Genomic DNA, 25203 nt, shown 5'->3' with positions numbered 1-25203 from the left:
GCTATCTGGGCTAAAAACGTCCTCGGTCATAATTAAAGTTTTATAACAGTTAGCGCAGAATTGTATTCTGTGCCCATTCCAATTGGCACACCTTAAATTACCGTCCCACATTTTCCTATGATGACCGATTTACAGAAGTTGAGATTCCTACGGAATGACAAAAATGGTGGAGTTTGTTTGCGAATAATTTGATTTCTTACGTTGACCCGATCGCGCAAATATACCTCAACAGTTAGCGCAGAATTGCATTCTGTGCCCGTTCAAATTAGTAATTAAAAAACGTGATTGCTTAAATCTATTTTACCAATAAAACACTATAACAGATTATGTGAATAGCTATCTCGATCCAGTTTGTGGGCACAGAATATAATTCTGCGCTAACTGTTATATAACGAAGGAGCATTTTTTTTATAGTTAGCTTAAGTATACTAATTGATTCACATACTTTGCGAGCACAGAATGCAATTCTGCGCTAACTATAATTCATTATAACTTATCTAAGCGGTTCATATAAGAAGGGTTTTATCATTTATTTTACGAATTAAAACAGATCCAAAATAACGACGTCCATATCATTTTCTAAATCAGCATAATTTCTTGCTGAACTAAAATAATAATCTTCGGGTAAAGCAACTGTTTTATCTTTCACTGGATTGAAATGGATGTAATCGATTTTTTGTCGGATAAATTTATTGCTAAAGATATGCTCGGCATGATAGCCATTTTGCCAAACCTTAAAATCTTGCTCACTTTTCAAATGTTCACAAGCGTTTTTGAAATAGGTTAGCATCCATTCTCTTCGACTTTCGGGCTCTTCAGTAATAAGTTGAAGGATTTTTTTTGAAGTAAATCTTTTAAAATCACGCATAACATCACTCAGTATAAAACCATTTGTTGCTTTGCAAAGCAAATGAATATGACTTGACATAATACAATAAGCATAGATCTCTAAACCCTTATTTTCTTGACAATATTTTAAAGAATTAATGATGTTTTGTTTTTGATTCAATCTTGTAAAAACATCTATCCATCCCACAGTAGTTATCGTAATAAAGTAACATTCTTCGGTTGTAGTTGCTTTGTATTTTGTTGACATTCCCGATCGCGCAAATATACCTCAACAGTTAGCGCAGAATTGCATTCTGTGCCCGTTCCAATTAGTAATTAAAAAACGTGATTGCTTAAATCTATTTTACCAATAAAACACTATAACAGATTATGTGAATAGCTATCTCGATCCAGTTTGTGGGCACAGAATATAATTCTGCGCTAACTGTTATATAACAAAGGAGCATTTTTTTTATAGTTAGCTTAAGTATACTAATTGATTCACATACTTTGCGAGCACAGAATGCAATTCTGCGCTAACTATAATTCATTATAACTTATCTAAGCGGTTCATATAAAAAGGTTTTTATCATTTATTTTACGAATTAAAACAGATCCAAAATAACGACGTCCATATCATTTTCTAAATCAGCATAATTTCTTGCTGAACTAAAATAATAATCTTCGGGTAAAGCAACTGTTTTATCTTTCCCGATCGCGCAGATATACCTCAACAGTTAGCGCAGAATTGTATTCTGTGCCCAGTCCAATTGGCAAACCTTAAATTACCTTACCAAATTTCACTAAGGTAAAAGATTAATCGTAGTTGAGATTCCTACGGAATGACAAACATGGTGGAGTTTGTTTGCAATTTTCAAGAGCAATTCGAAAGTAATTGTAAGCAATATTTAAAGGTAAATCATTTTAAACCCGATCGCGCAGATATAACTCAACCGTTAGCGCAGAATTTTATTCTGTGCCCATTCCAATTAGCAACTCTTAAAATACCGGTCCACATTCCACTAAGATAAACGACTAATCACAGTTGAAATTCCTGCGGAATGACAAACATGGTGGAGTTTGTGTGCGAGTTTTCAAGAGTAATTTTAAACTAACTCTAATCAATATCCAAAGGAAAAATATTTTAAGCCGAGCGCAAAAATACCTCTGCAGGAATACTGAAATAGTTTTTTAGCTTCTGAGCCATTTTTAAAGTGATTTCACGCTTTCCAGACAGAATTGCTGATACATGTCCTTTGCTACCAATTATTCCTTCAAGATCTTTGGCCTTAATTCCCATTTCCTCCATCTTATATTTGATCACTTCTAAGGCATCAAGTTCTGGTAAGTCATAATGTTTATCATCATAATCTTTAACTAAAACTAAAAGCAAATCAAGTTCATCACCTTCGGGGGTATTTTCTTTTGCGTGAAATAGCTCCATCAATCGCATTGAAGCTTTATTGTAATCTTCTTCAGTTTTTAATACTTTCCAATTCATAGCTATTTTTTTTTGAAGTTTAAAATTGCTGTGTCAAAAACAACAGTTTCCACATTAATTTTATCATACTCTTTATGGGCTCCAAACCAAATCACATAACAAGCTGCTTGCGGAAAATTTATTGAAACCTCTAACCGAAAATCATTTCCCTTTATATTAAAAACAACTCTATCATTACTTATAGTACTCGCATTTCCGTACACTCTTTTGAGTTCATTGAAATTCTTAAAATCTAATTTTGTAAATTCATTATACCAAATCAGCAATTGCATTTTAGCCATTGGATATCTTTCGATGTAGTACAAAATTGTTTTCTTTACAAGAATTTTCATTTGACAAAGATACTACAAAGTTTTCATTTTGCAAACCATTTATTTTTCATTTGAAGCTAAAAAAAAGAGCTACTTACTTAAATATTAAGGTTTTATCAAGCTTTTAAAGCATCCACTCCAATTAATAACCTCCTAAATTACCGGTCCAAATTCCACTAAGGCAAACGACTAATCGTAGTGGAGATTCCTACGGAATGACAAACGTGGTGGAGTTTGTTTATGGTTATTATTTAATCGATTTCGCTTTTTCCTCAACACTTAGCAACAAAATAACACTTTTAAAAAGTATATATCTATATTTAGGCCTTATTAAAGAACTTGCAATTCATTACGCGAGTGGAATAACGAGAACGAAAAAATGACAGTAAATCTTTTGCTGAATTAAGACAGAAAATAAGAAGGAAAGACAAAAATGAAAATTACAAAAACTAAAAAAAACTGGGGAATTACTTTGTTATTGCTTGCCATTGTTGCCATACTGGCTTTTTATCCGTTGCCGGAACAAGCTCCAATACAATATTACGATCGTGAAACTGGCGTGTTAAAAACAGAAAAAGTGGCAGCCGAAAAGTGGTTGGTTTGGCTGTATAATAATCCCGTTGGCGAAGTAACATTGTGGACGTTGGTGAAAAGAAAATTCGTTTCGACTATTTATGGCGATATGATGGATCGTCCTTCATCGACTGATAAAATACAACCCTTTATAAAAGAATTTGGTATTGACATGAACGTCTTCCAAAAACAGGAATACAACTCATTCAACGAGTTCTTTACCCGAAAAATAAACGATAATGCCAGACCGATCGATACTACCGCAACTATTACAGTGTCGCCTGCTGATGGAAAAATATTGGCCTATGCCGATATCAGCAACAGCGATTTTATTGTAAAAGGCTATCGCTTTGACATAGCATCATTTTTAAATAACGCCGAACTTGCTAAAAAATACATTGACGGCAGCTTGGTTATCATCCGCCTTGCCCCTGCTGATTACCATCGTTACCATTTTCCAGTAAGCGGAAATGTGTCAGCTAATACCAAGATTGATGGTGATTACTATTCAGTTAATCCACTTGCTTTGCGCAAAATGACTGAAATATTCTGCCTCAACAAAAGGGAATACACCATCGTTTCAAACCCTGTGTTTGGAGATGTTGTCATGGCCGAAGTAGGCGCAACCATGGTGGGAAGTATGGTACAAACCTATTCTGGAGATGTTATTAAAAAAGGCGACGAGAAAGGATATTTCAAATTTGGAGGATCCACGGTAGTGCTGCTGTTCGAAAAAAATAAAATTAGCATCGATGCCGATTTATTAAGTAACACCCTAAAAGGTTTTGAAACTTCCGCTATACAAGGAGAGAGAATTGGCGTTTCGACGATTAGACCATAATTTTCAAGCTGGAGGTTTTAAATTTATATATCAATCAAATACTTAGCAATCGGTGCGGGCACAGATTAAAAATCTGCGCTATCTTTGTAGTTGTAAAATAGCGAGAAATTTTATCGTGACGATTCAGAAAAAGGTTTGGTAGTAGCAACGCTGCTTTCGAAAATTAAAAAAAACAGCATGGACAAATACTTACGACAATTAATTACAATTGAATTTGACGACAAAAAAGAGATTTTTAGTGGTTTTCTTATCGATTGGACTGAAGATTGGATCTTACTTAAAAATAATCCTGTCGATTTTATAATTGATGGTTATACGATATTGAGAAACAAAAATGTGAAGGCAATTATCCAAGATAAGGATCATGAATTTACCGAAAGAGTAATTAAGCTCAAAGGATTAAAAACAAGTGCTGCCGAAATAATTCCGCTTACAGATATATCCTCCATTATCTATTTTTTAGCCAGTAAATATGAGATTTTCCAAATTGCAACAAAGTCGGATAAGGCCGTTTATCTGGGTAAACTCATAGAAATGGACGAGGAAGAAGTTGTTATTGACTTTTTGGGCTCTGAAGGCGAGTTTGAAGGCGAAATGAGTTTTAAGCCAAACAAAATAAGAGTAATCGAATTTGACACTGATTATATCAACTCTTTGAAATTAATTGTTGACGAAGAAAAGAAAAAGTAAAGACCTCAGCTTTATAAAACGTAATACTTTTAAAAAATGAAAAAAAATCTAATCCTACTTTGTTTTACTGCAGCACTTTCGCTGTCTTGCAACAATAAAAAAGAAAGCAAAGATGTAACAAACGACACTATCACAACCGAAAAACCGCTCTCAAAAGCAGATTCAATAGTTAATCGCGCCATCGAAGCACACGGTGGGAAATTGTATGATAATGCAGATTATTCTTTTGAATTTAGAGGCAAAAAATACAGTTTTAAGAATGACGGAGGTGCTTACACCTACTCCACTGAAATTCAAAAAGGAGATTCACTGATTAAAGATGTCATGACTGCTGATAAATTTGAAAGAAGCATTAACAACAGCTTGCAATCTTTGAGTAAAAAAGATGTTGACAAATATTCTGAGGCTATAAATTCAGTTATTTATTTTGCTACGCTGCCACACAAATTGAAAGATGCATCGGTAAATAGAGAATTTGTTGAAGAAACGACAATCAAAGGAAAGAATTATGATGTAATAAAAGTAACTTTTGGTCAAGAAGGTGGCGGAAAAGATTTTGATGATGAATACCATTATTGGATAAATAAAGACACGCATAAAATTGATTATTTGGCCTACAGTTATTTAGTAAATGATGGTGGCATTCGATTTAGATCGGCTTTTAATACAAGAGTAATTGACGGTGTTACTTTTCAGGATTATATCAATTATGAAGCGCCTGTTAAAACCGCTTTAAAAGATTTACCTCAATTATTCGAACAAGGAAAACTAAAAGAAGTTTCCCAAATACTTACTGAAAATGTGGTGAATAACCGAAAATAAGTATCTTGATTAGAAAACAAAAAATAGCTCAGAAGTTTTTTCTGGGCTTTTTGCGTTTTAGATAGATCTTATTATGTAAACAAAATATTAACTGACACAAATCGCCTAGCCCAGATAGAAGTGGAAATCCTTTTATTTTTTTCTTTAAAAAATAAAAGATTGAAACGAATAGCTGGAAATAGCTCCAAAAAACTCAGAATCTTAGAAACTTTGCAACTCTAAACATTTTCCGTACTTTTGCAAAAATAATTTTTCACACTTAAACCGTTTATAGCATGCAACTGTATAACACTTTAAGCGCAGAAGAAAGAGCCATCATGATTGATGATGCCGGAAAACAAAGACTTACTTTGTCTTTCTATGCTTATGCGCAAATTCAAGATCCAACACAATTTCGTAACGATTTATTCCGCGCTTGGGACCCATTAGTAGTTCTTGGTCGGATTTATGTGGCCAAAGAAGGGATTAACGCTCAATTATCACTTCCTGCGGATAATTTTTATGCTTTTAAAGACACTTTAGAAGTCTATGATTTCATGCAAGGCATGCGATTGAATATTGCAGTGGAACATGACGATCACTCTTTCTTGAAATTGACAGTTAAAGTGCGTGACAAGATTGTTGCTGATGGTTTAAACGATGAAACTTTTGATGTTACCAATATTGGAGTTCACTTAAAAGCGAAGGAATTTAATGAAATTTTAGATAATCCTAATACGATTGTAGTTGATTTTAGAAATCATTACGAAAGTGAAATCGGCTATTTTAAAGGGGCGATTACGCCAGATGTAGATACTTTTAGAGAATCTTTGCCTATAATCAACGAGCAATTACAAGATTTTAAAGAAGATAAAAACTTGGTGATGTATTGCACCGGAGGAATTCGTTGTGAGAAGGCATCTGCTTATTTTAAGCACCAAGGTTTTAAAAATGTGTACCAGCTAGAAGGAGGAATTATCAATTATGCCAAGCAAATAAAAGAAGAAAACTTAGAAAGTAAATTCATTGGTAAAAACTTTGTTTTTGATCACCGCTTAGGCGAAAGAATTACAGACGATATCGTTTCGCAATGTCACCAATGTGGGAAACCATGTGATGTGCATACAAATTGTCTAAATGAAGGTTGCCATTTACTTTTTATCCAATGTGAGGAATGTGCTCAGGCTATGGAAGGCTGCTGCTCATCAGAATGTTCGGATATTACTCATCTTCCTGAAGAAGAGCAAAAAGCCATTCGCAGAGGAATTAAAAATGGTAATAAGATTTTCAAAAAAGGAAAGTCGGATGTGCTGACTTTTAAAAATAGAGATGCAAATCTTGATCCTTTGGCTGCGATTCCCAATCTTACTGATTTATCAAAATCGAAAGCGCTGGCTAAAAAGTCACCAAAAATCAAAAAACAATACATAGGGAAAGGAACACATTTTTACCCGAAACCAAGTATTGGTCAGTTTTTAATCGAAGAAAACGAAATCAATACAGGCGATACGATTTTGATTATTGGCACAACTACTGGAGAGCAAAAGTTAGCTATCGAAGAAATGTTAGTGAACGACATCGCGGCTGAAAAAGCTGTTGCAGGAGATACTTGTACATTTAAATTACCTTTTAGAATTCGTTTATCTGATAAGATATATAAGATTTAAAACGTTGTTTTTAATATAAAATTCCTAAAAAGCCTATTTCATCATTTTGAAATGGGCTTTTTTTTATAAAAATTTTATCACATTCATACGTTTCCATCTTTTGTATCATTCACTTAAAAAATGCTATCTTTACCCATTAATCTTTTTTAAGAACTTAAGTTGTGCCAGTCACAACACTATATATAAAATTATGGCATGTACAAGTTGTTCAACTTCTGATGGTGGCGCACCAAAGGGTTGTAAAAATAATGGGACTTGCGGCACCGATAGCTGCAACAAATTAACTGTTTTCGATTGGCTTTCTAATATGTCTTTACCTACAGGACAAGCACCTTTTGACTGTGTTGAAGTTCGTTTTAAAAATGGTAGAAAAGAATTTTATCGCAATACTGAAAAATTGACTTTAAGTATGGGAGATATTGTAGCCACTGTCGCTTCTCCTGGACATGATATCGGAATTGTTACTTTGACTGGTGAATTGGTAAAAATCCAAATGAAGAAAAAAGGAGTTAATCCTGATAGCAAAGAAGTACCGAAAATCTATAGAAAAGCATCGCAGAAAGACATTGATATCTGGTCTGCAGCGCGTGAAAGAGAAGAACCAATGAAAGTTCGCGCTCGTGAACTGGCCATTTCTCAAAAATTAGAAATGAAAATCTCCGATATTGAATTTCAAGGAGACGGATCGAAAGCTACGTTCTACTACACAGCAAACGACAGAGTCGATTTTAGACTTTTAATTAAGGATTTTGCCAAAGAATTCAGCACCAGAGTCGAGATGAAACAAGTTGGTTTCCGTCAGGAAGCGGCTCGTTTAGGAGGAATTGGTTCTTGTGGAAGAGAATTATGTTGTTCGACTTGGTTAACCGACTTTAGAAGCGTGAATACTTCAGCGGCTCGTTACCAACAGTTATCATTGAACCCACAAAAATTAGCGGGACAATGCGGTAAATTAAAATGTTGTCTAAACTATGAATTAGACACTTATATGGATGCCTTGAAAGGTTTTCCTGATTTCGAAACAAAATTAGTTACCGAAAAAGGAGATGCTATTTGTCAAAAGCAAGATATTTTTAAGGGATTAATGTGGTTTGCTTATACTAATAATTTTGCCAATTGGCATGTACTTAAAATCGAAAAAGTACAGGAAATCATCGCAGAAAATAAGCTAAAAAACAAAGTATCTGCACTTGAGGATTATGCAATAGAAATCATCCAGGAAACGGAGAAAGATTTCAATAATGCGATGGGTCAAGAAAGCTTAACGCGATTTGACCAGCCTAAAAAGAGGAAAAAACCAAACAAAAAGGGAAAAGCAACAAGCGAAAACAAACCAGCAACGGACAATAAGATTGTAGCAAACAATAAAAAGCCTGCAAACAATGGTGCTGCCCCTTCAAGCGATAAGAAACCTGTAATAGCAAGAAAACCAATAATTATAACAAAGAATGAGGCTAAGAAATAGCGTTTTTTTCGTTTTGATTGCGATACTCTTTTTTTCATGTGATAAAAAAAGAGCCTTTGACGAATATAAATCTGTGGGAAGTGCTTGGCATAAAGACAGTATCATAACATTCGATTTGCCGGAATTGGATTCCACAAAACGATATGATTTATTCATCAATTTAAGAGACAATAACAATTATCAATACAACAATCTCTTCTTGATTGTGTCTGTCGAAAAACCGAGCGGATATACAAAAGTGGACACCTTAGAGTACCAAATGGCAAATCCTGATGGAACGCTTCTAGGCAACGGATTTACCGACATAAAAGAAAGTAAATTGTTCTTTAAAGAGAATGTAAAATTCAAAGGGAAATACAAAGTCCACATCAAACAGGCTGTCAGAGAGACAGGTAAAGTACCTGGTGTGACTCTTTTAGAAGGAATTACAGAAGTGGGATTACGAATAGAAAAAAAAGACTAGGATAATTTATGGCTGCTAAAAAAAACAATAATCAGAGCAACGCTGCTGATAAAGATTATAAGTATTACACTAAAGCATTTTGGAAGTTTTTTCTATACGGAATGGGCGGTATCGTTCTGTTTTTCTTATTTGCTTCTTGGGGGCTTTTTGGTTCTATGCCTTCTTTTGAAGACTTGGAAAATCCAGACTCAAATTTAGCTACTGAGATCATTTCGTCTGATGGAGTGGTTTTAGGAAAGTATTTTCAGAAAAATAGATCGCAATTAAAATACTCTGACTTACCTCAAAATTTAGTTCAAGCGTTGGTAGCAACTGAAGACGAGCGTTTTTTTGAACATTCAGGTATTGATGGAAGAGGAACTTTAAGAGCTATTTTAAGTCTTGGAACAAGCGGAGGAGCAAGTACTTTAACACAACAGCTAGCGAAGCAATTATTCCACGGTGAAGGTTCGAAATTTTTGCCTTTTCGAATTGTACAAAAAGCAAAAGAATGGATTATTGCCATTCGATTAGAAAGACAATATACCAAAAATGAAATTTTGGCCATGTATTGTAACATCTATGATTTTGGAAACTATTCAGTGGGAGTAAGTTCAGCGGCACAAACCTATTTTTCGAAAGAACCAAAAAATTTATCAATCGAAGAGTCGGCAATATTAGTTGGGATGTTCAAGAACTCCGGTTTATACAATCCGATACGAAATCCTGTTGGTGTAAAAAATCGTAGAAATGTCGTGCTTGCACAGATGGAAAAAAGTGAAATGATCACTGAAAAAGAGAAAGAAAGACTGCAAAGCTTACCTATTACTTTAAAATTTAAATTAGAAAGTCATAGAGAAGGAACAGCCACTTATTTCAGAGAGTATCTTCGTGATTACATGAAAAAATGGGTTGATGAAAACAAGAAACCAGATGGATCTGATTATGACATCTACAAAGATGGATTGAAAATCTATACTACTATTGATTCTAGAATGCAGCTACATGCCGAAGAAGCAGTTAAGGCGCACATGGCTAATCTTCAGGAAGAGTTTTTTATTCAAGCAAAAAACAATAAAAACGCTCCTTTTGTAGGCATATCCGATAAGGAAACACAGCGTATTTTAACTCAAGCAATGAAATCATCTAACCGTTGGGCTGTTTTAAAATCAGCTGACATGAGTGATGAGGACATTATAAAATCATTTAGTGTAAAGGCAAAAATGACCGTCTTTACATGGAAAGGAGAAAAAGATACTATCATGACTCCTATGGACTCCATACGCTATTACAAGCATTTTCTACAATCTGGACTTATGGCGATGGAACCACAAACAGGTAACATAAAAGCCTGGGTAGGTGGAATTAATTATAAATATTTCCAGTATGACCACGTGGGTCAAGGTGCTAGACAAGTGGGATCTACATTTAAACCTTTTGTATATGCCACGGCTATCGAACAATTAAACATGTCTCCTTGTGACTCTATAATTGATGCTCCGTTTACAATGCCTGTGGGACGTCATCACGTTACAGCAGCATGGACACCTAGAAACTCGGATAATAAATACAGAGGTATGGTTACCTTGAAAAAAGCATTAGCGAGTTCGATTAATACTGTATCGGCAAAGCTAATGGATAAAGTAGGACCTGAGGCAGTAGTTAAGTTAACAAACAAATTAGGAATTAAATCTGACATCCCACTTCAACCATCCATTGCATTAGGTGCAGTAGATATTACCGTGGAAGATATGGTCGCGGCTTACGGTACATTTGCAAATCAAGGTGTTTATACAAAGCCTCAATTCTTATCGAGAATCGAAGATAAAAGCGGAGTAATCATCTATGAGCCAATACCTGAATCACACGATGTATTGAACAAGGATATTGCTTTTGCCATTATTAAATTATTAGAAGGTGTAACTGAGGGAGGTTCAGGAAACAGATTAAGAACTGAAGGCGGAGGTTATGGTTATAACCGAATTACAGGTTATCCTTATAAATTTACAAATCCAATTGCTGGTAAAACCGGAACAACACAAAACCAATCTGACGGTTGGTTTATGGGAATGGTTCCAAATCTAGTAACAGGTGTTTGGGTAGGTTGTGAAGATCGTTCAGCCCGATTTAAAAGTATTACCTACGGACAAGGAGCTACAGCCGCATTACCGGTTTGGGCTTACTTTATGAAGCTTTGTTATGCTGATTCTGAACTAAAAGTGTCTAAAGGGCAATTTGAAAGACCAGCGAATCTTTCTATAAAAGTAGATTGCTACCAAGCTCGTCCCGTAAAAGATAGCACCGAAGTACAAAATACTGATGAATTTGAATTTTAAATAATTTCAATATCAAATAATATTGAGCTTCTTAAAAAACACAATATGATTAATAAAAAAGTAACTAATGTTCAAGAAGCGCTTCAAGGAATTGAAGACGGAATGACTATTATGCTAGGTGGTTTTGGTTTGTGTGGAATTCCTGAAAATTCTATTGCAGAGTTAGTTCAAAAAGAAACTAAACTTCTAACCTGCATCTCCAATAACGCAGGCGTTGATGATTTTGGTCTTGGCTTATTATTACACAAAAAACAAATCAAGAAAATGATTTCTTCTTATGTGGGAGAAAACGCCGAATTTGAACGTCAGATGCTCTCAGGAGAACTGGATGTAGAATTGATTCCACAAGGAACATTAGCTGAACGTTGTCGTGCTGCTCAAGCTGGAATTCCTGCTTTCTTTACTCCTGCAGGCTATGGAACTGAAGTTGCTGAAGGAAAAGAAGTTCGTGAATTTAATGGTAAAATGCATGTGATGGAACATGCTTTCAATGCTGATTTTGCTATTGTAAAAGCATGGAAAGGAGATACTGCTGGAAATTTAATTTTTAAAGGAACAGCCAGAAACTTTAATCCTGCCATGTCTGGAGCTGCTAAAATCACTGTAGCTGAAGTAGAGGAATTAGTTGAAGCCGGAACATTGGATCCTAATCAAATTCATATTCCGGGGATATTCATTCAACGCATTTTTCAAGGAGAGAAATACGAAAAGAGAATTGAGCAACGTACAGTAAGAAATAGATAATGTAAACCATTTTTCTAATTTCTTAATTCGCTAATTTACACATTAATATTATGGCACTAGACAAAATAGGTATTGCAAAACGTATCGCACAAGAACTTAAAGACCGTTATTTCGTAAATTTAGGAATAGGTATTCCAACATTGGTAGCCAATTATATACCAAAAGGAATTGACGTTGAATTTCAAAGTGAAAACGGAGTTTTAGGCATGGGGCCTTTCCCTTTTGAAGGAGAGGAAGACGCAGATATCATCAATGCCGGAAAACAAACAATAACTACATTACCAGGAGCTTCTTTCTTTGATTCGTCATTAAGTTTCGGAATGATTCGTGGTCAGCATGTTGATTTAACCATTCTTGGCGCTATGGAAGTGGCCGAAAATGGTGATATCGCTAACTGGAAAATCCCAGGAAAAATGGTAAAAGGTATGGGTGGAGCAATGGATTTAGTAGCATCTGCCGAAAATATTATCGTTGCTATGATGCATGTAAACAAAGCCGGGCAATCTAAGATTCTTAAAAAATGTACATTACCATTGACAGGTGTTGGTTGTGTAAAAAAAGTAGTAACTGAACTGGCAGTTTTAGAAGTAACTCCAAAAGGTTTTAAATTATTAGAACGCGCTCCAGGAGTAACAGTCGAACATATTATTGCTTCCACAGAAGCTGAATTAATTATTGAAGGAGAAATTCCGGAGATGAGTATTGATTAAAAATCAAATCCTAGTATTTATACAAAGAGCACCCTTTTCAGGATGCTCTTTTTGTTTATTTAAAAATACTAGATCTACAAACAAGACTTTAAAAATCTAATTTTAGAGCTAATAAATTTGCTTTACTAAATGGCTTCTCCACAAAATGAATAATTTTCGAATAGAAGGTTGCCTTATCTTTATCGGCTTGATCTACTGACGAAGTAACCATTACTATCTCGATTTTATTATCAAAATCTTCTTGGTGAATAATGTCTAACAAACCCCAGCCATCCATAACGGGCATATTGATATCCAAAAACAACAAAATAGGTTCGTCGTCAATAGATAAATTTTCGAAAAACTCCAAAGCTTTAAGCGCCGAGTTAAAGGTTTTTGGTGAAAGATCAAGACCTATCCCTTGAATTATTTTACTGTGTAAAAACAGAATAATTTCATCATCATCGACAATAACTACTTGATAACTCATTTATCTTCTATTTTGTTGATTGTTTCCGTCTTCTTAACGATATCTCTAATTATAGCATCTAGTTCCGTTCCCGAAGCAAAAAAGTGATTTAACAAGCCTTCATATTCCGCAGGCATGCAATCAGATTCTTTCATAAAATCAACAATAGACATCATTTTAGCTAGTGGTGCTCTCACAACATGCGAATGTGTCCAAGCAATGTCCTTGAGACTTTTGTTTTGGTTCTCAATAGTCTTGATATGTTGCATTTGCTTTGTGATATCGTTTGTCATAACCAGTTTTGCTTTCTGGTTATTGAAGAAAATAATATTACTTTGCACTTCGACGTCAATTATCTTTCCATTTTTCTTCTGATGTCTTAGGTATCTTTTTTTAAAGCTATCTCTATACTGAATGAAAGAATTAACTCCGGCGTCAAAAATAGGATAATCCTCAACGGGCCATATGTCCTTTACGGTCATTTTTAAAAATTCTTCTTTGGTGTAGCCAAATTTCTTGATAGCAGCCTCGTTTACATCTAAAAAATAGAAACTCCCTAAGTCATATACCCACATAGCCAAAGGACTCAGGTGAAAAAGATCGCTGTATCGAGTTTTTGCATCATCGTATGAAAAAAATATTTTTTTTCTTTCGATACTACAAATAATACTTTTATACAATACTACAGCTGTTAAGCCATCTTTTAATAAATAGTCTGAAATACCCTTCGAGATTGAGTTGATACTGAAATCTACACCTTCAACTGAAGTAAGTACTATTATGGGGCAAAATAATACTTTATCCACCATTTCACTTATCAATACTTCAGCACAAATATCTGGCAACGTATGATCTAATAAAACAACATCAAAAAATTTATCATCAGAAGATAGAAAAGCAGAGGCTTCTAAGAAGTTTTTAGCCAATTTAACATCTGCATCCAAATTCAGTTCCTCTAATAACTCTTCAATCCTCGTTGAGTCGGTTAAATTATCTTCAACAATTAAAATTGAATATGTTTTGTCGTCTTTAATCATTTTATCTGCAAAATTGTAGTGGGGATTTACAAAAACTTTAAGCTAAGCGATATTTATTTTAGTAAGAAAGTTTCAACTTACCAAACGCTTTAAAAATATAAGTATTATCTACCTTTTTTAAAACCTCTATGAAATTGCAAAGATAACATTTGTTTTCGCACTGTCTTACCTTTACAGAATATAGGAATATTCGGGTAGACTTCAACTCCCTTTGGGAATAGCGTCAATTAGCATCTTGGTATATTCTTTTTGTGGATTGGCATACAACTCATCAGCATCGGCAATTTCTTCTATTCTTCCTTTGTTCATGACCAAAACTTGATCACTCATGTACTTCACCACGGCTAAATCATGTGAAATAAATATATAAGTAAACCCAAAATTTTCTTTTAGCTCATTTAGAAGGTTTAGCACCTGCGCCTGAACAGATATGTCCAAAGCAGAAACTGATTCGTCACAAACGATTAATTTAGGCTGTAACGCGATAGTTCTGGCTATTCCTATACGTTGTCTTTGTCCACCAGAAAATTCATGTGGATATCGATTAAAATAGTCTGCGCCTAAACCTACTCTTTCGAGAATTTCAATGGTTTTTGCTTTTCTTTCTTTGTCGGTTTTATGCAGTCCGTGTACTTTCATGGGTTCCATGATAGCTTGACCAATAGGAATCCTTGGATTTAAAGACGAGTACGGATCTTGAAAAATAATTTGAATCTCTTTTCTCAGTTTTTTAATTTCCGATTTTCCAAGTTTGGTGATATCCTGACCTCTGTATAAAATTTGTCCTGCGGTCGCTTTATCCAATTGCAATATGGCATTCCCAAGAGTCGATTTCCCGCAACCGCTCTCTCCTACTAATCCTAATGTTTCGCCTTCATATAATTTAAAACTCACATCATTCACCGCCTTAAATCCTGATTTTTTTCCAAAGAAACCTGCGGTAGAAAAATACTCTTTTTCTACATTAACAACTTCTAAAATAGGTACTTGACCGTACAGTTTCTCGTGGAAATGTTTTCTATCTTCCTGGGTTACAACCTCAGCATTTATAGTATCCTCTAAAAAATCCTGGATAGTAGGCAATCTTTTCAAACGGAAATCCAATGATGGTCGCGAAGCAATCAAGGCTTTCGTATAATTATGCTGCGGATTTTTAAATATCATATTTACTTCTCCCTGTTCGACAATTTCTCCTCGATACATAACTAAAACCCGATGTGCAATCTCAGAAACCAAAGACAAATCGTGGGAAATGAAAATAATGCTCATTCCCGTTTCTTGCTGAATGTCCTTCAACAACTGAATAATTTCTTTTTGAACAGTAACGTCTAAAGCTGTGGTGGGCTCATCTGCAATCAATAATTTTGGTTTGCAAGCAATCGCCATAGCGATCATGACCCGTTGTTTTTGTCCGCCTGAAATTTCGTGGGGATATTTTTCGAATAAAATTTCAGGATTAGGCAATTTTACTTTTTCGAATAATAAAAGTGTTTCACTTTTAGTTTCTGCTGTGGATAACTTTGTGTGCTGCAACAATATTTCCTGCACCTGAAAACCACATTTCAACGAAGGATTTAACGAACTCATGGGTTCTTGGAAAATCATTGCGATTTCGTTTCCTCGCAATTGCTGTAAATCTTTCTCACTTAAATCACCAACGTCTTTGCTGTCAAAAAGAATCTCACCTTCTGATATTTTCGAAATATTTACAGGCAACAAACCCATAATCGCTAAGGTAGAAACAGATTTTCCAGAACCAGACTCCCCTACAATTCCGAGGATTTCATTCTGTTGTAAATCATAACTGATATTTTTTATAACAGCGCTGTAAATCCCTTCTTTTTTAAAGGAGATTTCGAGATTTTGAACGGACAGTAGGGGCTTATTCATAAATGTAAAAATAAAAATTTAACCATTCAAAACACGGTTTTTTTTAAAGACTAACCACCACGCCAATAAAAAAAAAGCAACATTCGAATTAACTACCTATGCTCCTATTATTTAAGTATCACAAAGCGGTTTTTAAACATGAATTATCTCGTCCTCAATCAATAAATCTTCCCTTCTAAGTCTAAGAAAAATCTGAGCAACTGCTATAGTATCCTTTTCGCAATAGCTCACGATTCGGTCAATATCTTTGTCTACATAAAAAACATGTCCCACTTGACTGCCGTCAATATCGCCTTTGGGAGATGGAACACCAAGCACTTTACACATTAATTTCAAAGACGTATAATGCTTATAATCCCCGAATTTCCATAGCTCCAGCGTATCTAAATGCGGAATTTCCCAAGGTTTTTTTCCAAATAAATTCAGCTTGTCTGGAATAGCAATCCCGTTTATAATCATTCGGCGCGCTAAGAACGGAAAATCAAATTCTTTTGCATTATGACCACACAAAACATGTTGCGGTCCATTGAAATGATTGTTCAATAAATTATTAAAATCTTTCAAAAGCTTAGCTTCTTCACCAAAAAAGGAAGTCACTCTAAAATTTCGAATATCTCCTTTTATAGTAAAATAACCAACAGAGATGCAAACGATTTTTCCAAACTCAGCCCAGATTCCTGCACGTTCGTAAAAATCTTCTGGACTAAATTCATCTTTCCTTTGGTATTGAGTTTTCTGTTCCCAAAGCTCTTTCATCTCTAAATCCAAAGCATTGAAATCTTCAGCTTCTGGAACAGTTTCTATGTCTAAAAACAATATGTTATTGAGGTTTATTTTTTCGATCATAACTTTCTATTTTATACATTATCACCAATTTTTTAAAACAAAATAAACTGTAAGAAATTGAGTATTTCAAATATAAGTAAAAAATGACAATTTGTGAGACTCTTCGAATTGAGTATCGAATCTAAAATAAGCTTTGTTGATTTGTTGGGTTTTCGTGTTCCAATAACCATTTTTTGCGCCATAGACCTCCAGCATATCCAGTAAGTGAACCATCGGCCCCAATGACGCGGTGACAAGGCACAACAATCCAAAGTGGGTTTTTCCCATTGGCGGAAGCCACAGCCCGAATGGCTTTGACATCTCCTAAAATTTTCGATTGCTCTAAATAGGATCTGGTTTTGCCAAAAGGTATTTGTAACAATCCTTTCCACACTTTTTGTTGAAACTCCGTTCCTTTTGGATTGAGTACTATACTAAAATCACTTCTTTTCCCTGCAAAATACGAATCTAATTGATTCACACATTCCTGTAAAACTTCGGGAATTACCACAGAAGCTTCGCCTTCATCCTGAACCGAAATAGTTGAAATACCATTTTCATCGCCCGTTATTTTGGCAATTCCTAAAGGCGTTTTTAAAAATACTGTCTCCATAGCATAAAAGTAAATAAATTTAAACTCAGCAAACCCTATCAAAGCAAAAAGTCCACAAGAAAATTAATTCCTTGTGAACTTCATATAAGCTATGTCTTGTAACTTTATTTTAGAGTCGAATACAGATAAGCTTCTAAACCTTGTAATTCCTCATCTGAAAATGTTTTAGTAAGCGCTAGGTTTGGTTCCATAGCTGCAAACTGAGCGGGATCTACAATTGCGGCACTTTTCCCTTTTAAAAAGGCAACGATACTACCATTTTTTTCCTTGTATATTTTGGCAATTTCCTGTAAACTTGGGCCAATTAATTTTTCATCAACTTTATGACAAGCAACACAAGTTCCTTTTCCTAAATAAATAGATTCGCCCAGTTCTACAGGTGTTTTAGTCTCTGCTTGCATTCCCTCTGAAGCGACAGTTTCTGATTTCTTAGTCTCATCCTCCTTTCCAAAAGAGTCTTCTTCCTTTCCTTTACAAGAGAACGCTAAAAATGCGATTACAATAATTAATAATTTTTTCATTTTAATTTTGTTTAGTTTCATATAATCAACTACTAATATACTACTTATTATCAGGATTATACTTAATTATTTATTTAAAATTACAGCCGCTTCTTTGGCAAAATAAGTCGAGATTAAACTCGCTCCTGCACGTTTGATACACATTAATTGTTCCATCATGATTTTGTCATGGTCAAGCCAACCTCTTTCGGCAGCGGCCTTAATCATTGCATATTCGCCCGAAACATGAAATACCGTTACGGGAACATTCACCGCGTTTTTTACTTCACGAACGATATCTAAATATGCAATTCCTGGTTTTACCATCACCATATCAGCACCTTCCTCGACGTCCCAAAGCGCTTCTTTGATGGCCTCAATACGATTAGCATAATCCATTTGGTAGGTCTTTTTATCTTTTGGGATTTCGTTATTGTCCACTGGTGCGCTGTCTAAAGCATCACGAAATGGCCCGTAAAATGCCGAAGCATATTTAGCGGAATAGCTCATGATTCCCACGTTGTGAAACCCTGCTGCATCAAGTCCTTGGCGCAAGCGTAAAACACGTCCGTCCATCATATCACTTGGTGCAACAAAATCGGCTCCAGCTTGGGCATGTGAAACAGCCATTTTTACCAAAGCATCATTTGTAGGGTCATTTACAACATCTCCGTTTTCTATAATTCCATCGTGACCATACATAGAATAAGGATCTAAAGCTACATCTGGCATCACAATCATTTCAGGACAAACAGCTTTGATCGCTCGAATAGCTTCTTGCATTAATCCGTTTTCATTCCAAGCTTCTTTTCCCGTATTGTCTTTTAAATTCTCACTTACTTTTACGTAAATATTTACGGCACGAATGCCTAAAGCATATATTTCTTTAATTTCTTCCAAGGTTAAATCAATCGAACGACGAAAGATTCCCGGCATGGAAGGGATTTCAATTTTTACATTTTCTCCCTCTGCAATAAACATAGGAAACATAAAATCTGACGGACTTAAAGTCGTTTCTCGAACTAATGAACGAATAGATTCGTTGACGCGTAATCTTCTACCTCTTTGTAATGGAAACATATGATTTACTTTTTAGCTCCAGAGGAGCATAATATTTATAGATTATTGATCATTTTCTTTAGCTCCAGAGGAGCGGCATCTTACACCTCTTCGAATAGATAATCATCCTTAAAATCAACATTAAAGCGTTTTAAAAACTCCACATATTCTTCTTTAAATGTTTTTGTTTTGTGATGTTCTTCCTGATTTTGAATATAATTAATCACATTGGTCAGTTGCGAATGACTATAAGTAAAGGCTCCGAATCCGGTTTGCCATTCAAATTTACCATTTACCCACCCTTTTTCATTGATGAACCTAGAAGAATTTGCTTTAATGTCTCTTACTAAATCAGATAATGCTTTATTCGGTTTTAAACCAATTAAAATATGAATATGATCTGGCATTCCATTTATAGCAATTAATTTCTGTTCATCATTTGTAACAATTCCCGTTATATAATTAAACAATTCGTCTTTCCATTTATTGGAAATCAGATTTTGTCTTCCCTTGACAGCGAAAACAATTTGAATATATAATTGAGAATAGGTATTCGCCATTATTAATATGTCGCACCGCTGGTGCTCTTTGAAAAACATTATTATTTGCTATAAATATAGCGCTCCTATGGAGCTAACCAACTTATTGGCACTATGACTTAATCCAAACTTTTCTATAAAAATTGTAGCCCTAGAGCGCTATCCATTCTTTTGGATTTTCTAATATATTAACTAATTTTTCTTCTTCATTTCCCGCTTCTGGATTATGGTCGTAAACCCATTGCACCCGCGGCGGTAAACTCATTAGGATACTTTCAATTCTTCCATTGGTTTTTAGTCCGAATAAAGTGCCTTTATCATGCACTAAATTAAATTCGACATAACGACCACGACGGATTTCTTGCCATGTTTTTTGAGCTTCTGTATATGGTAAGTTTTTTCTTTTTTCTACTATTGGAATATAAGCTTCTAAGAAACTATTACCTACTTCTGAAACAAAATTGAACCAATCTTCCATTTCCATTTGCTCAGTCGCTTTGCAATAATCGAAGAAAAGTCCACCTATTCCTCTGGCTTCATTGCGATGTGCATTCCAGAAATATGCATCACACTGTTTTTTATATTTTGGATAAAAATCTACATTATGTTTATCGCAAGCTGTTTTACAGGTTTGATGAAAATGAGTTGCATCTTCCTCAAATAAATAATAAGGCGTTAAATCTTGTCCGCCACCAAACCAGGAATTGATAACATTGCCATTGTCATCATACATTTCGAAATAGCGCCAATTAGCATGAACCGTTGGTACCATCGGGCTTTTAGGATGAATCACTAAACTCAATCCGCAAGCAAAGAAATCAGCTTCACCTACGTTGAAGAGTTTTTGCATGCTTTCCGGTAGCTTTCCATGAACTGCTGAAATATTCACTCCGCCTTTTTCAAAAACTCCTGTACCTTCAAGACCGCTTTCAAGTACACGTGTTCTTCCGCCTCCACCTTCCGGACGTACCCAAATATCTTCTTTAAATTTAGAATGACCATCCACTGATTCAAGTCCTGCGACGATTTGGTCTTGTAAGTTTTGTATGTATGCGTAAAATTTATTTTTCATTATAAATGAATTGAGTATCGAGTATTAAGTAGCAAGAAAAACCTCGATACTTAATACTTAATTCTTTGTACTACTGATTGTATTCCTTCACCGCGTCTATAAATGCTTTGGCGTGATCTACTGGAATATGTGGTAAAATACCATGACCTAAGTTCACGATGTATTTGTCTTTTCCGAATTCGTCAATCATCTCGTGTACCATTTTCTTAATAACAGGAATAGGTGACAACAATCGTGATGGATCAAAATTACCTTGCAAAGTAATGTTTCCTCCAGATAGATATCTTGCATTTCTTGGAGAACAAGTCCAATCCACTCCTAATGCAGAAGCTCTACTTTTTCCCATTTCGCCTAAGGCAAACCAACATCCTTTTCCGAAAACAATCACAGGAGCATCATCGGCCAAAGCCTCAACGATTTGGTTTATGTATTTCCAAGAGAATTCTTGGTAGTCAGCCGGAGACAACATTCCGCCCCAAGAATCAAAAATCTGAACAGCATCTACGCCCGATTTTACTTTTTCTTTTAGGTATAAAATTGTCGTGTCTGTAATTTTTTGCAATAAAACATGAGCCGCTTCTGGATGTTGGAAACAAAATCCTTTTGCCTTATCGAAACTCTTAGACCCTTGTCCTTCTACTGCATAACACATAATTGTCCATGGTGAACCAGCGAAACCAATTAACGGTACCTCATCGTTCAACATTTCTTTAGTCAATTTAATAGCGTCCATCACATAACCTAAAGTTTCATGAATATCTGGAACAATTACGCGCTCTACATCCTGAATCGTACGAATAGGATTAGGCACAAACGGACCAAAATTTTCCTTCATCAACACTTCAATTCCCATAGCTTGTGGAATTACTAAGATGTCTGAGAATAAAATCGCAGCATCCGGAGCTATTCTTCTTATCGGTTGTACGGTGATTTCGGCAGCTAATTCTGGCGTTTGACAACGAGTAAAGAAATCATATTTATCACGCAAAGCGATAAATTCTGGCAAATATCTTCCAGCTTGACGCATCATCCAAACTGGCGGACGTTGTACTGTTTCTCCTTTTAATGCTTTTAAAAATAGGTCGTTCTTTATCATAATTTATTGACTATTGGCTTAAAGCTATTCGCTTAAAGCATTCTGATTATTTTTTGTTGCCAAAAGCTAAAAGCTACAGGCAAATTTTTATTTATACTCGGCAATTACTTCTTCAATCACATCTTCAATTGTTGGCTGATCTGCGATTATTATGTTTTTTGTTATTCCGTCCAAAGCACTGGAAGTAGTTGTTCCGATGCAAAAACAGGTTTCATTTTTGATTTTATTTTCTTTCAAATAACTTTCAATACCAGACGGACTAAAAAACAAAATGGCGTCAACAGGAGTTTTAATCTTCTGTGGTGTCAACTTAGTTTCGTAAACCTGGATTTCATTAAACTTTACTTTCGCTTCTTTTAAGGCTTGTGGTAAAGTCTCTCTTCTTAAGTTTCCACTAAAGAAAGTGTAGCTTTCACTTGAGTAAATCAAAGTGATAATTTCAGCTAAATCTTCTGCATACCCAGTGTAAGCAATCACATTAAATCCGCTTTCTGATAACAGAATCTTGGTTTTTAAACCCACGCAAAAAACATTTTTTGTTTTTAGATCTTCCGATTTTGGATCCAATAAAAAACTTTGAACTGCATTTTGACTCGTAAAAATCAAATTATCATTGATTTCATTTAATTCGAAAGCTTGACTTTTTGTTTCAATAAAGTCCACTTCAATGACATTGAAATTTGCATTTGTCAATGCTTCCCTTTGATTGTCTAAAAGCGTTTTTGTAGATAGTATCTGAATCATTATTAACTTCTTATTTGATGTTCTTCTTGTCCTAGGCAGTAGGTTTCTATATCTTTATTGTATCCATAAACGACCAAAATATCGTTTTCTAATATAATAGTATCAGGAGAGGGACGGCCAATGGTTTCTTTTACAATAGATTTCTTTCCAATTAAATTTTTCTTTTCTCTTTTTCGAATAATCGTAATTAAAGTCAGTCGATATTTATCTATTGTATCTAATTCAGCTAATGTTCTACCGTAAAATTCTGGTTTTGCTTTTACTTCAGAAATAGTATAATTATCGTCTAATTGGTAATTTTCGAGAGTCGATTTAAAATTAATTTGCTTTGTCAATCTATCCGCTGATTCTTGCTCAGGATGTACGATGCTATGTATTCCCATCGCTTCTAAAACCGTGTCGTGAATAGGCGATAAAGCTCTACTAATGATTTTTACATCACTTAATTTTTTAATAATTGCAGTAGTGATAATCGCAGCTCCTTCGTTCTCTCCAATGGCAACCACAACTTTATCAGTATCTTTTAAGGGTAAAGCTTCATATGACAATTCGTTAGTAGAATCCATCGCAATGGCTAGTGAAATTTTATCTTTCACTAGATTGACTTTCTCCATGTTTTTGTCTACGCCAATAACTTCATTTCCAGTTTCGGTAAGACTTATTGCAAGTGACATTCCGAAGTTTCCTAAACCAAATACGATTATTTTCATTGAGCCAAGTTTAGTTAATTAATATATTCGCTTTTGGATATTCATAAAATTGATGGTTCAATCTACGTAATAATCCTACCATTAAATTGAGCATTCCTATTCGACCTATAAACATACATGCAATCAAAACATATTTACTCGGTTCTGTTAACGTTTGAGTAAAATTCAAGCTTAACCCCACCGTGCTATAAGCTGAAAAACATTCGAAAGCTACCGTTAATAAAGGCGTATCTTTTGGTTCGAAAATTAAAAGAGCCATAATCGAAATACCAATAGTAATTAGCGAGATTGATAAAATTGCAAACGCACGCGCTGTAGATTCTGACGATATTCTCCTTCCGAACAATTGAATTCTACTTTTTCCTCTAGCTACTGTAAATATATTTAAAGTTGCTAGTGCAAAAGTACTCGTTTTTATTCCACCAGCGGTAGAAGCTGGCGATCCACCTATCCACATTAAAAAGATAATAAAAAGTAAAGATGGAACATTCATCTGTGTATAATCAACAGCATTAAAACCAGCTGTTCTTGGGGAAACAGCATTAAAACTTGCCGCTGTTACTTTTCCAAAAACAGTTTTGTGTTCTAGCAAGGTATTGTTGTACTCTGAGACATAAAGAAAAAGGAAACCACCTACTAATAATATCAGTGTAGTATAAATTACAATATTAGTATTTAAGGTAATTATTCTTATTTTTTTATGGATTACCTTTTGCTTAAACAACTCAATTACATACGTTTTTATATAATGAAAAAAATTGAAGACGATGTTATGTCCTAATCCGCCCAGAATAATCATCAACATTAAAATCCATTGTAAATAATAATTAAAACGGACTGTTTCATTGATTATTCCTCCTGGTAAAATGGAAAATCCTGCATTACAAAAAGCGGATATGGAGTGAAAAATTGAAAAATAAAATTCATTAGTGATGGCTGGATTGTCGATAATCGAAGAATAGATAAATATCGCTCCTACCAGCTCAACTCCTAAAGTAAAAATCACAACGTTTAGTGCTGCTCTAAAAACATCTTTAAGACCTTCATGAGCAATAAAATCTTTAGTATTTAAACCTTCTTTAAACGAAGTACTCCCTCTAAAAAAGAAGGCGAAAAAAGATGTAAATGTCAATATTCCTATTCCACCTAATTGTATTAAAACAATAATTATAGACTGGCCTACAATAGTAAAATCGACTGCTGTATCAACTACGGTTAAACCGGTAACACAAACGGCACTAGTGGCCGTAAAAAGCGCATTTGTAAAGGTAATTCCGTTTGTAGTAGCACTGGGAAGCATGAGTAAAAAGCCACCTATTAAAACTAAAATCATAAAACTTCCAACAAAAACGATGGCTGGATTAAAATAGATGTCATAAATATGACGTACAAAAACCATTAGCCTTAATAAGAAATACAAAATCAATCCGCCTTCGAGAACTGGTTTAATTTTTTGCAGGATAAAAACGGAATGCAAACTACTGTTTACCAATGAAATAAATCCACAGATTAGCAAAATTATGGACAGTAATACCATATTGATTAGCACTACTTTTTTATTGCTTCTTAATGAATAATTAAAAAATTTAAAGGAATTAAAAGCTAATAAACCAACTGAAAGCAGAATTAATCCAACAACATGAGGCGAGTTATAGTTTTCTTCAAAATCATATCCGAAGTCAAAAACTATAAAAAGCAATACTATAATATCAAAAAAGCGATATAAATAATTGAGTAAGGATTCTTTCTTCATATTGAAAT

At 34.7% G+C, this 25203-nt stretch carries 25 protein-coding genes; 9 read left to right on the top strand and 16 right to left on the bottom strand.

Features of this window, described 5'->3' with window-relative positions; genetic code table 11:
* Nucleotides 1–541: 541 nt before the first annotated feature.
* From E0F98_RS06280 to E0F98_RS06265, 3 genes are all read right to left on the bottom strand, one after another.
* Entirely contained in the window at nt 542–1096 is a 555-nt protein-coding gene (locus E0F98_RS06280; protein ID WP_132109769.1) for an REP-associated tyrosine transposase, read from the bottom strand.
* Between the two features lie 876 nt (nt 1097–1972).
* Nucleotides 1973–2329: a helix-turn-helix domain-containing protein gene (locus E0F98_RS06270; protein ID WP_132109768.1), complete on the bottom strand. Its 357-nt coding sequence runs from the start codon at nt 2327–2329 to the stop codon at nt 1973–1975.
* A gap of 2 nt (nt 2330–2331) precedes the next feature.
* Nucleotides 2332–2661: a type II toxin-antitoxin system HigB family toxin gene (locus E0F98_RS06265; protein ID WP_132109767.1), complete on the bottom strand. Its 330-nt coding sequence runs from the start codon at nt 2659–2661 to the stop codon at nt 2332–2334.
* Between the two features lie 412 nt (nt 2662–3073).
* Here E0F98_RS06265 and E0F98_RS06260 point away from each other — a divergent pair, with 412 nt between their 5' ends.
* The 9 genes from E0F98_RS06260 to E0F98_RS06220 all read left to right on the top strand — a co-directional run bounded on the left by E0F98_RS06260 (nt 3074) and on the right by E0F98_RS06220 (nt 12909).
* The gene (locus E0F98_RS06260) at nt 3074–4054 is read left to right on the top strand and encodes a phosphatidylserine decarboxylase (RefSeq protein WP_132109766.1); all 981 of its coding nucleotides are present in this window, start codon (nt 3074–3076) and stop codon (nt 4052–4054) included.
* A 177-nt stretch (nt 4055–4231) separates the two neighbouring features.
* A complete protein-coding gene (locus E0F98_RS06255; protein WP_132109765.1) occupies nt 4232–4744 on the top strand; it encodes a hypothetical protein in 513 nt (170 codons plus the stop codon).
* 36 nt (nt 4745–4780) lie between these two features.
* On the top strand, nt 4781–5566 hold the full coding sequence (locus E0F98_RS06250) for a DUF6503 family protein (RefSeq protein WP_132109764.1): 786 nt from the start codon (nt 4781–4783) through the stop codon (nt 5564–5566).
* 275 nt (nt 5567–5841) lie between these two features.
* Nucleotides 5842–7212 (top strand): oxygen-dependent tRNA uridine(34) hydroxylase TrhO, encoded by a 1371-nt coding sequence (gene trhO / locus E0F98_RS06245; protein WP_132109763.1) that lies wholly within the window; start codon nt 5842–5844, stop codon nt 7210–7212.
* A 190-nt stretch (nt 7213–7402) separates the two neighbouring features.
* A complete protein-coding gene (locus tag E0F98_RS06240) occupies nt 7403–8677 on the top strand; it encodes a PSP1 domain-containing protein (protein ID WP_132109762.1) in 1275 nt (424 codons plus the stop codon).
* On the top strand, nt 8661–9140 hold the full coding sequence (locus E0F98_RS06235; protein WP_132109761.1) for a gliding motility lipoprotein GldH: 480 nt from the start codon (nt 8661–8663) through the stop codon (nt 9138–9140). The genes E0F98_RS06240 and E0F98_RS06235 overlap by 17 nt, the downstream gene beginning before the upstream one ends.
* Nucleotides 9141–9148: 8 nt before the next feature.
* Nucleotides 9149–11455: a penicillin-binding protein 1A gene (locus E0F98_RS06230; RefSeq protein WP_132109760.1), complete on the top strand. Its 2307-nt coding sequence runs from the start codon at nt 9149–9151 to the stop codon at nt 11453–11455.
* A 45-nt stretch (nt 11456–11500) separates the two neighbouring features.
* Nucleotides 11501–12199 (top strand): CoA transferase subunit A, encoded by a 699-nt coding sequence (locus E0F98_RS06225; RefSeq protein WP_132109759.1) that lies wholly within the window; start codon nt 11501–11503, stop codon nt 12197–12199.
* A gap of 50 nt (nt 12200–12249) precedes the next feature.
* On the top strand, nt 12250–12909 hold the full coding sequence (locus E0F98_RS06220) for a CoA transferase subunit B (protein WP_132109758.1): 660 nt from the start codon (nt 12250–12252) through the stop codon (nt 12907–12909).
* Between the two features lie 88 nt (nt 12910–12997).
* Here E0F98_RS06220 and E0F98_RS06215 read toward each other — a convergent pair whose 3' ends face one another.
* The 13 genes from E0F98_RS06215 to E0F98_RS06155 form a co-directional block, all read right to left on the bottom strand.
* Entirely contained in the window at nt 12998–13378 is a 381-nt protein-coding gene (locus E0F98_RS06215) for a response regulator (protein WP_132109757.1), read from the bottom strand.
* On the bottom strand, nt 13375–14394 hold the full coding sequence (locus E0F98_RS06210; RefSeq protein WP_132109756.1) for a PAS domain S-box protein: 1020 nt from the start codon (nt 14392–14394) through the stop codon (nt 13375–13377). The genes E0F98_RS06215 and E0F98_RS06210 overlap by 4 nt, the downstream gene beginning before the upstream one ends.
* A gap of 201 nt (nt 14395–14595) precedes the next feature.
* Nucleotides 14596–16284 carry an ABC transporter ATP-binding protein gene (locus tag E0F98_RS06205; protein ID WP_132109755.1) on the bottom strand — a complete coding sequence of 563 codons (1689 nt, stop codon included), beginning with the start codon at nt 16282–16284 and terminating at the stop codon, nt 14596–14598.
* 132 nt (nt 16285–16416) lie between these two features.
* Nucleotides 16417–17130, bottom strand: a complete 714-nt coding sequence (locus tag E0F98_RS06200) for a 3'-5' exonuclease (RefSeq protein ID WP_132109754.1) — start codon at nt 17128–17130, stop codon at nt 16417–16419.
* 121 nt (nt 17131–17251) lie between these two features.
* The gene (locus tag E0F98_RS06195; RefSeq protein WP_132109753.1) at nt 17252–17722 is read right to left on the bottom strand and encodes a methylated-DNA--[protein]-cysteine S-methyltransferase; all 471 of its coding nucleotides are present in this window, start codon (nt 17720–17722) and stop codon (nt 17252–17254) included.
* Nucleotides 17723–17826: 104 nt separating this feature from the next.
* Nucleotides 17827–18243, bottom strand: a complete 417-nt coding sequence (locus E0F98_RS06190) for a c-type cytochrome (protein WP_132109752.1) — start codon at nt 18241–18243, stop codon at nt 17827–17829.
* 66 nt (nt 18244–18309) lie between these two features.
* Nucleotides 18310–19302 carry a porphobilinogen synthase gene (gene hemB, locus E0F98_RS06185; RefSeq protein WP_132109751.1) on the bottom strand — a complete coding sequence of 331 codons (993 nt, stop codon included), beginning with the start codon at nt 19300–19302 and terminating at the stop codon, nt 18310–18312.
* An 80-nt stretch (nt 19303–19382) separates the two neighbouring features.
* Nucleotides 19383–19841 carry an IS200/IS605 family transposase gene (tnpA, locus tag E0F98_RS06180; RefSeq protein WP_132109750.1) on the bottom strand — a complete coding sequence of 153 codons (459 nt, stop codon included), beginning with the start codon at nt 19839–19841 and terminating at the stop codon, nt 19383–19385.
* A gap of 130 nt (nt 19842–19971) precedes the next feature.
* Complete coding sequence (hemF, locus tag E0F98_RS06175; protein ID WP_132109749.1) at nt 19972–20892, bottom strand: oxygen-dependent coproporphyrinogen oxidase; 921 nt, start codon at nt 20890–20892, stop codon at nt 19972–19974.
* A gap of 70 nt (nt 20893–20962) precedes the next feature.
* The gene (gene hemE / locus E0F98_RS06170) at nt 20963–21988 is read right to left on the bottom strand and encodes a uroporphyrinogen decarboxylase (protein ID WP_132109748.1); all 1026 of its coding nucleotides are present in this window, start codon (nt 21986–21988) and stop codon (nt 20963–20965) included.
* A gap of 87 nt (nt 21989–22075) precedes the next feature.
* Nucleotides 22076–22732, bottom strand: a complete 657-nt coding sequence (locus E0F98_RS06165) for a uroporphyrinogen-III synthase (protein WP_132109747.1) — start codon at nt 22730–22732, stop codon at nt 22076–22078.
* Between the two features lie 2 nt (nt 22733–22734).
* Entirely contained in the window at nt 22735–23442 is a 708-nt protein-coding gene (locus E0F98_RS06160; protein ID WP_132109746.1) for a potassium channel family protein, read from the bottom strand.
* Nucleotides 23443–23452: 10 nt separating this feature from the next.
* Nucleotides 23453–25195 carry a TrkH family potassium uptake protein gene (locus E0F98_RS06155; protein ID WP_132109745.1) on the bottom strand — a complete coding sequence of 581 codons (1743 nt, stop codon included), beginning with the start codon at nt 25193–25195 and terminating at the stop codon, nt 23453–23455.
* Nucleotides 25196–25203: the final 8 nt, after the last annotated feature.

Source organism: Flavobacterium hiemivividum (assembly GCF_004349145.1).
Taxonomy (GTDB): Bacteria; Bacteroidota; Bacteroidia; order Flavobacteriales; family Flavobacteriaceae; genus Flavobacterium; species Flavobacterium hiemivividum.
This window is presented reverse-complemented; position numbering and strand designations above follow the sequence as displayed.

Excerpts from the sequence above, each read along its gene's own strand:
- hemE (WP_132109748.1), bottom strand. The coding sequence starts at position 21,988 with ATGATAAAGAACGACCTATTTTTAAAAGCATTAAAAGGAGAAACAGTA.
- E0F98_RS06205 (WP_132109755.1), bottom strand. The coding sequence starts at position 16,284 with ATGAATAAGCCCCTACTGTCCGTTCAAAATCTCGAAATCTCCTTTAAA.
- E0F98_RS06225 (WP_132109759.1), top strand. The coding sequence starts at position 11,501 with ATGATTAATAAAAAAGTAACTAATGTTCAAGAAGCGCTTCAAGGAATT.
- E0F98_RS06230 (WP_132109760.1), top strand. The coding sequence starts at position 9,149 with ATGGCTGCTAAAAAAAACAATAATCAGAGCAACGCTGCTGATAAAGAT.
- E0F98_RS06250 (WP_132109764.1), top strand. The coding sequence starts at position 4,781 with ATGAAAAAAAATCTAATCCTACTTTGTTTTACTGCAGCACTTTCGCTG.
- E0F98_RS06280 (WP_132109769.1), bottom strand. The coding sequence starts at position 1,096 with ATGTCAACAAAATACAAAGCAACTACAACCGAAGAATGTTACTTTATT.
- E0F98_RS06215 (WP_132109757.1), bottom strand. The coding sequence starts at position 13,378 with ATGAGTTATCAAGTAGTTATTGTCGATGATGATGAAATTATTCTGTTT.
- E0F98_RS06260 (WP_132109766.1), top strand. The coding sequence starts at position 3,074 with ATGAAAATTACAAAAACTAAAAAAAACTGGGGAATTACTTTGTTATTG.
- E0F98_RS06165 (WP_132109747.1), bottom strand. The coding sequence starts at position 22,732 with ATGATTCAGATACTATCTACAAAAACGCTTTTAGACAATCAAAGGGAA.
- hemB (WP_132109751.1), bottom strand. The coding sequence starts at position 19,302 with ATGTTTCCATTACAAAGAGGTAGAAGATTACGCGTCAACGAATCTATT.
- E0F98_RS06210 (WP_132109756.1), bottom strand. The coding sequence starts at position 14,394 with ATGATTAAAGACGACAAAACATATTCAATTTTAATTGTTGAAGATAAT.
- E0F98_RS06220 (WP_132109758.1), top strand. The coding sequence starts at position 12,250 with ATGGCACTAGACAAAATAGGTATTGCAAAACGTATCGCACAAGAACTT.
- E0F98_RS06160 (WP_132109746.1), bottom strand. The coding sequence starts at position 23,442 with ATGAAAATAATCGTATTTGGTTTAGGAAACTTCGGAATGTCACTTGCA.
- hemF (WP_132109749.1), bottom strand. The coding sequence starts at position 20,892 with ATGAAAAATAAATTTTACGCATACATACAAAACTTACAAGACCAAATC.
- E0F98_RS06265 (WP_132109767.1), bottom strand. The coding sequence starts at position 2,661 with ATGAAAATTCTTGTAAAGAAAACAATTTTGTACTACATCGAAAGATAT.
- E0F98_RS06155 (WP_132109745.1), bottom strand. The coding sequence starts at position 25,195 with ATGAAGAAAGAATCCTTACTCAATTATTTATATCGCTTTTTTGATATT.
- tnpA (WP_132109750.1), bottom strand. The coding sequence starts at position 19,841 with ATGGCGAATACCTATTCTCAATTATATATTCAAATTGTTTTCGCTGTC.
- E0F98_RS06200 (WP_132109754.1), bottom strand. The coding sequence starts at position 17,130 with ATGATCGAAAAAATAAACCTCAATAACATATTGTTTTTAGACATAGAA.
- E0F98_RS06255 (WP_132109765.1), top strand. The coding sequence starts at position 4,232 with ATGGACAAATACTTACGACAATTAATTACAATTGAATTTGACGACAAA.
- E0F98_RS06270 (WP_132109768.1), bottom strand. The coding sequence starts at position 2,329 with ATGAATTGGAAAGTATTAAAAACTGAAGAAGATTACAATAAAGCTTCA.
- E0F98_RS06240 (WP_132109762.1), top strand. The coding sequence starts at position 7,403 with ATGGCATGTACAAGTTGTTCAACTTCTGATGGTGGCGCACCAAAGGGT.
- E0F98_RS06235 (WP_132109761.1), top strand. The coding sequence starts at position 8,661 with ATGAGGCTAAGAAATAGCGTTTTTTTCGTTTTGATTGCGATACTCTTT.
- E0F98_RS06190 (WP_132109752.1), bottom strand. The coding sequence starts at position 18,243 with ATGAAAAAATTATTAATTATTGTAATCGCATTTTTAGCGTTCTCTTGT.
- E0F98_RS06195 (WP_132109753.1), bottom strand. The coding sequence starts at position 17,722 with ATGGAGACAGTATTTTTAAAAACGCCTTTAGGAATTGCCAAAATAACG.
- trhO (WP_132109763.1), top strand. The coding sequence starts at position 5,842 with ATGCAACTGTATAACACTTTAAGCGCAGAAGAAAGAGCCATCATGATT.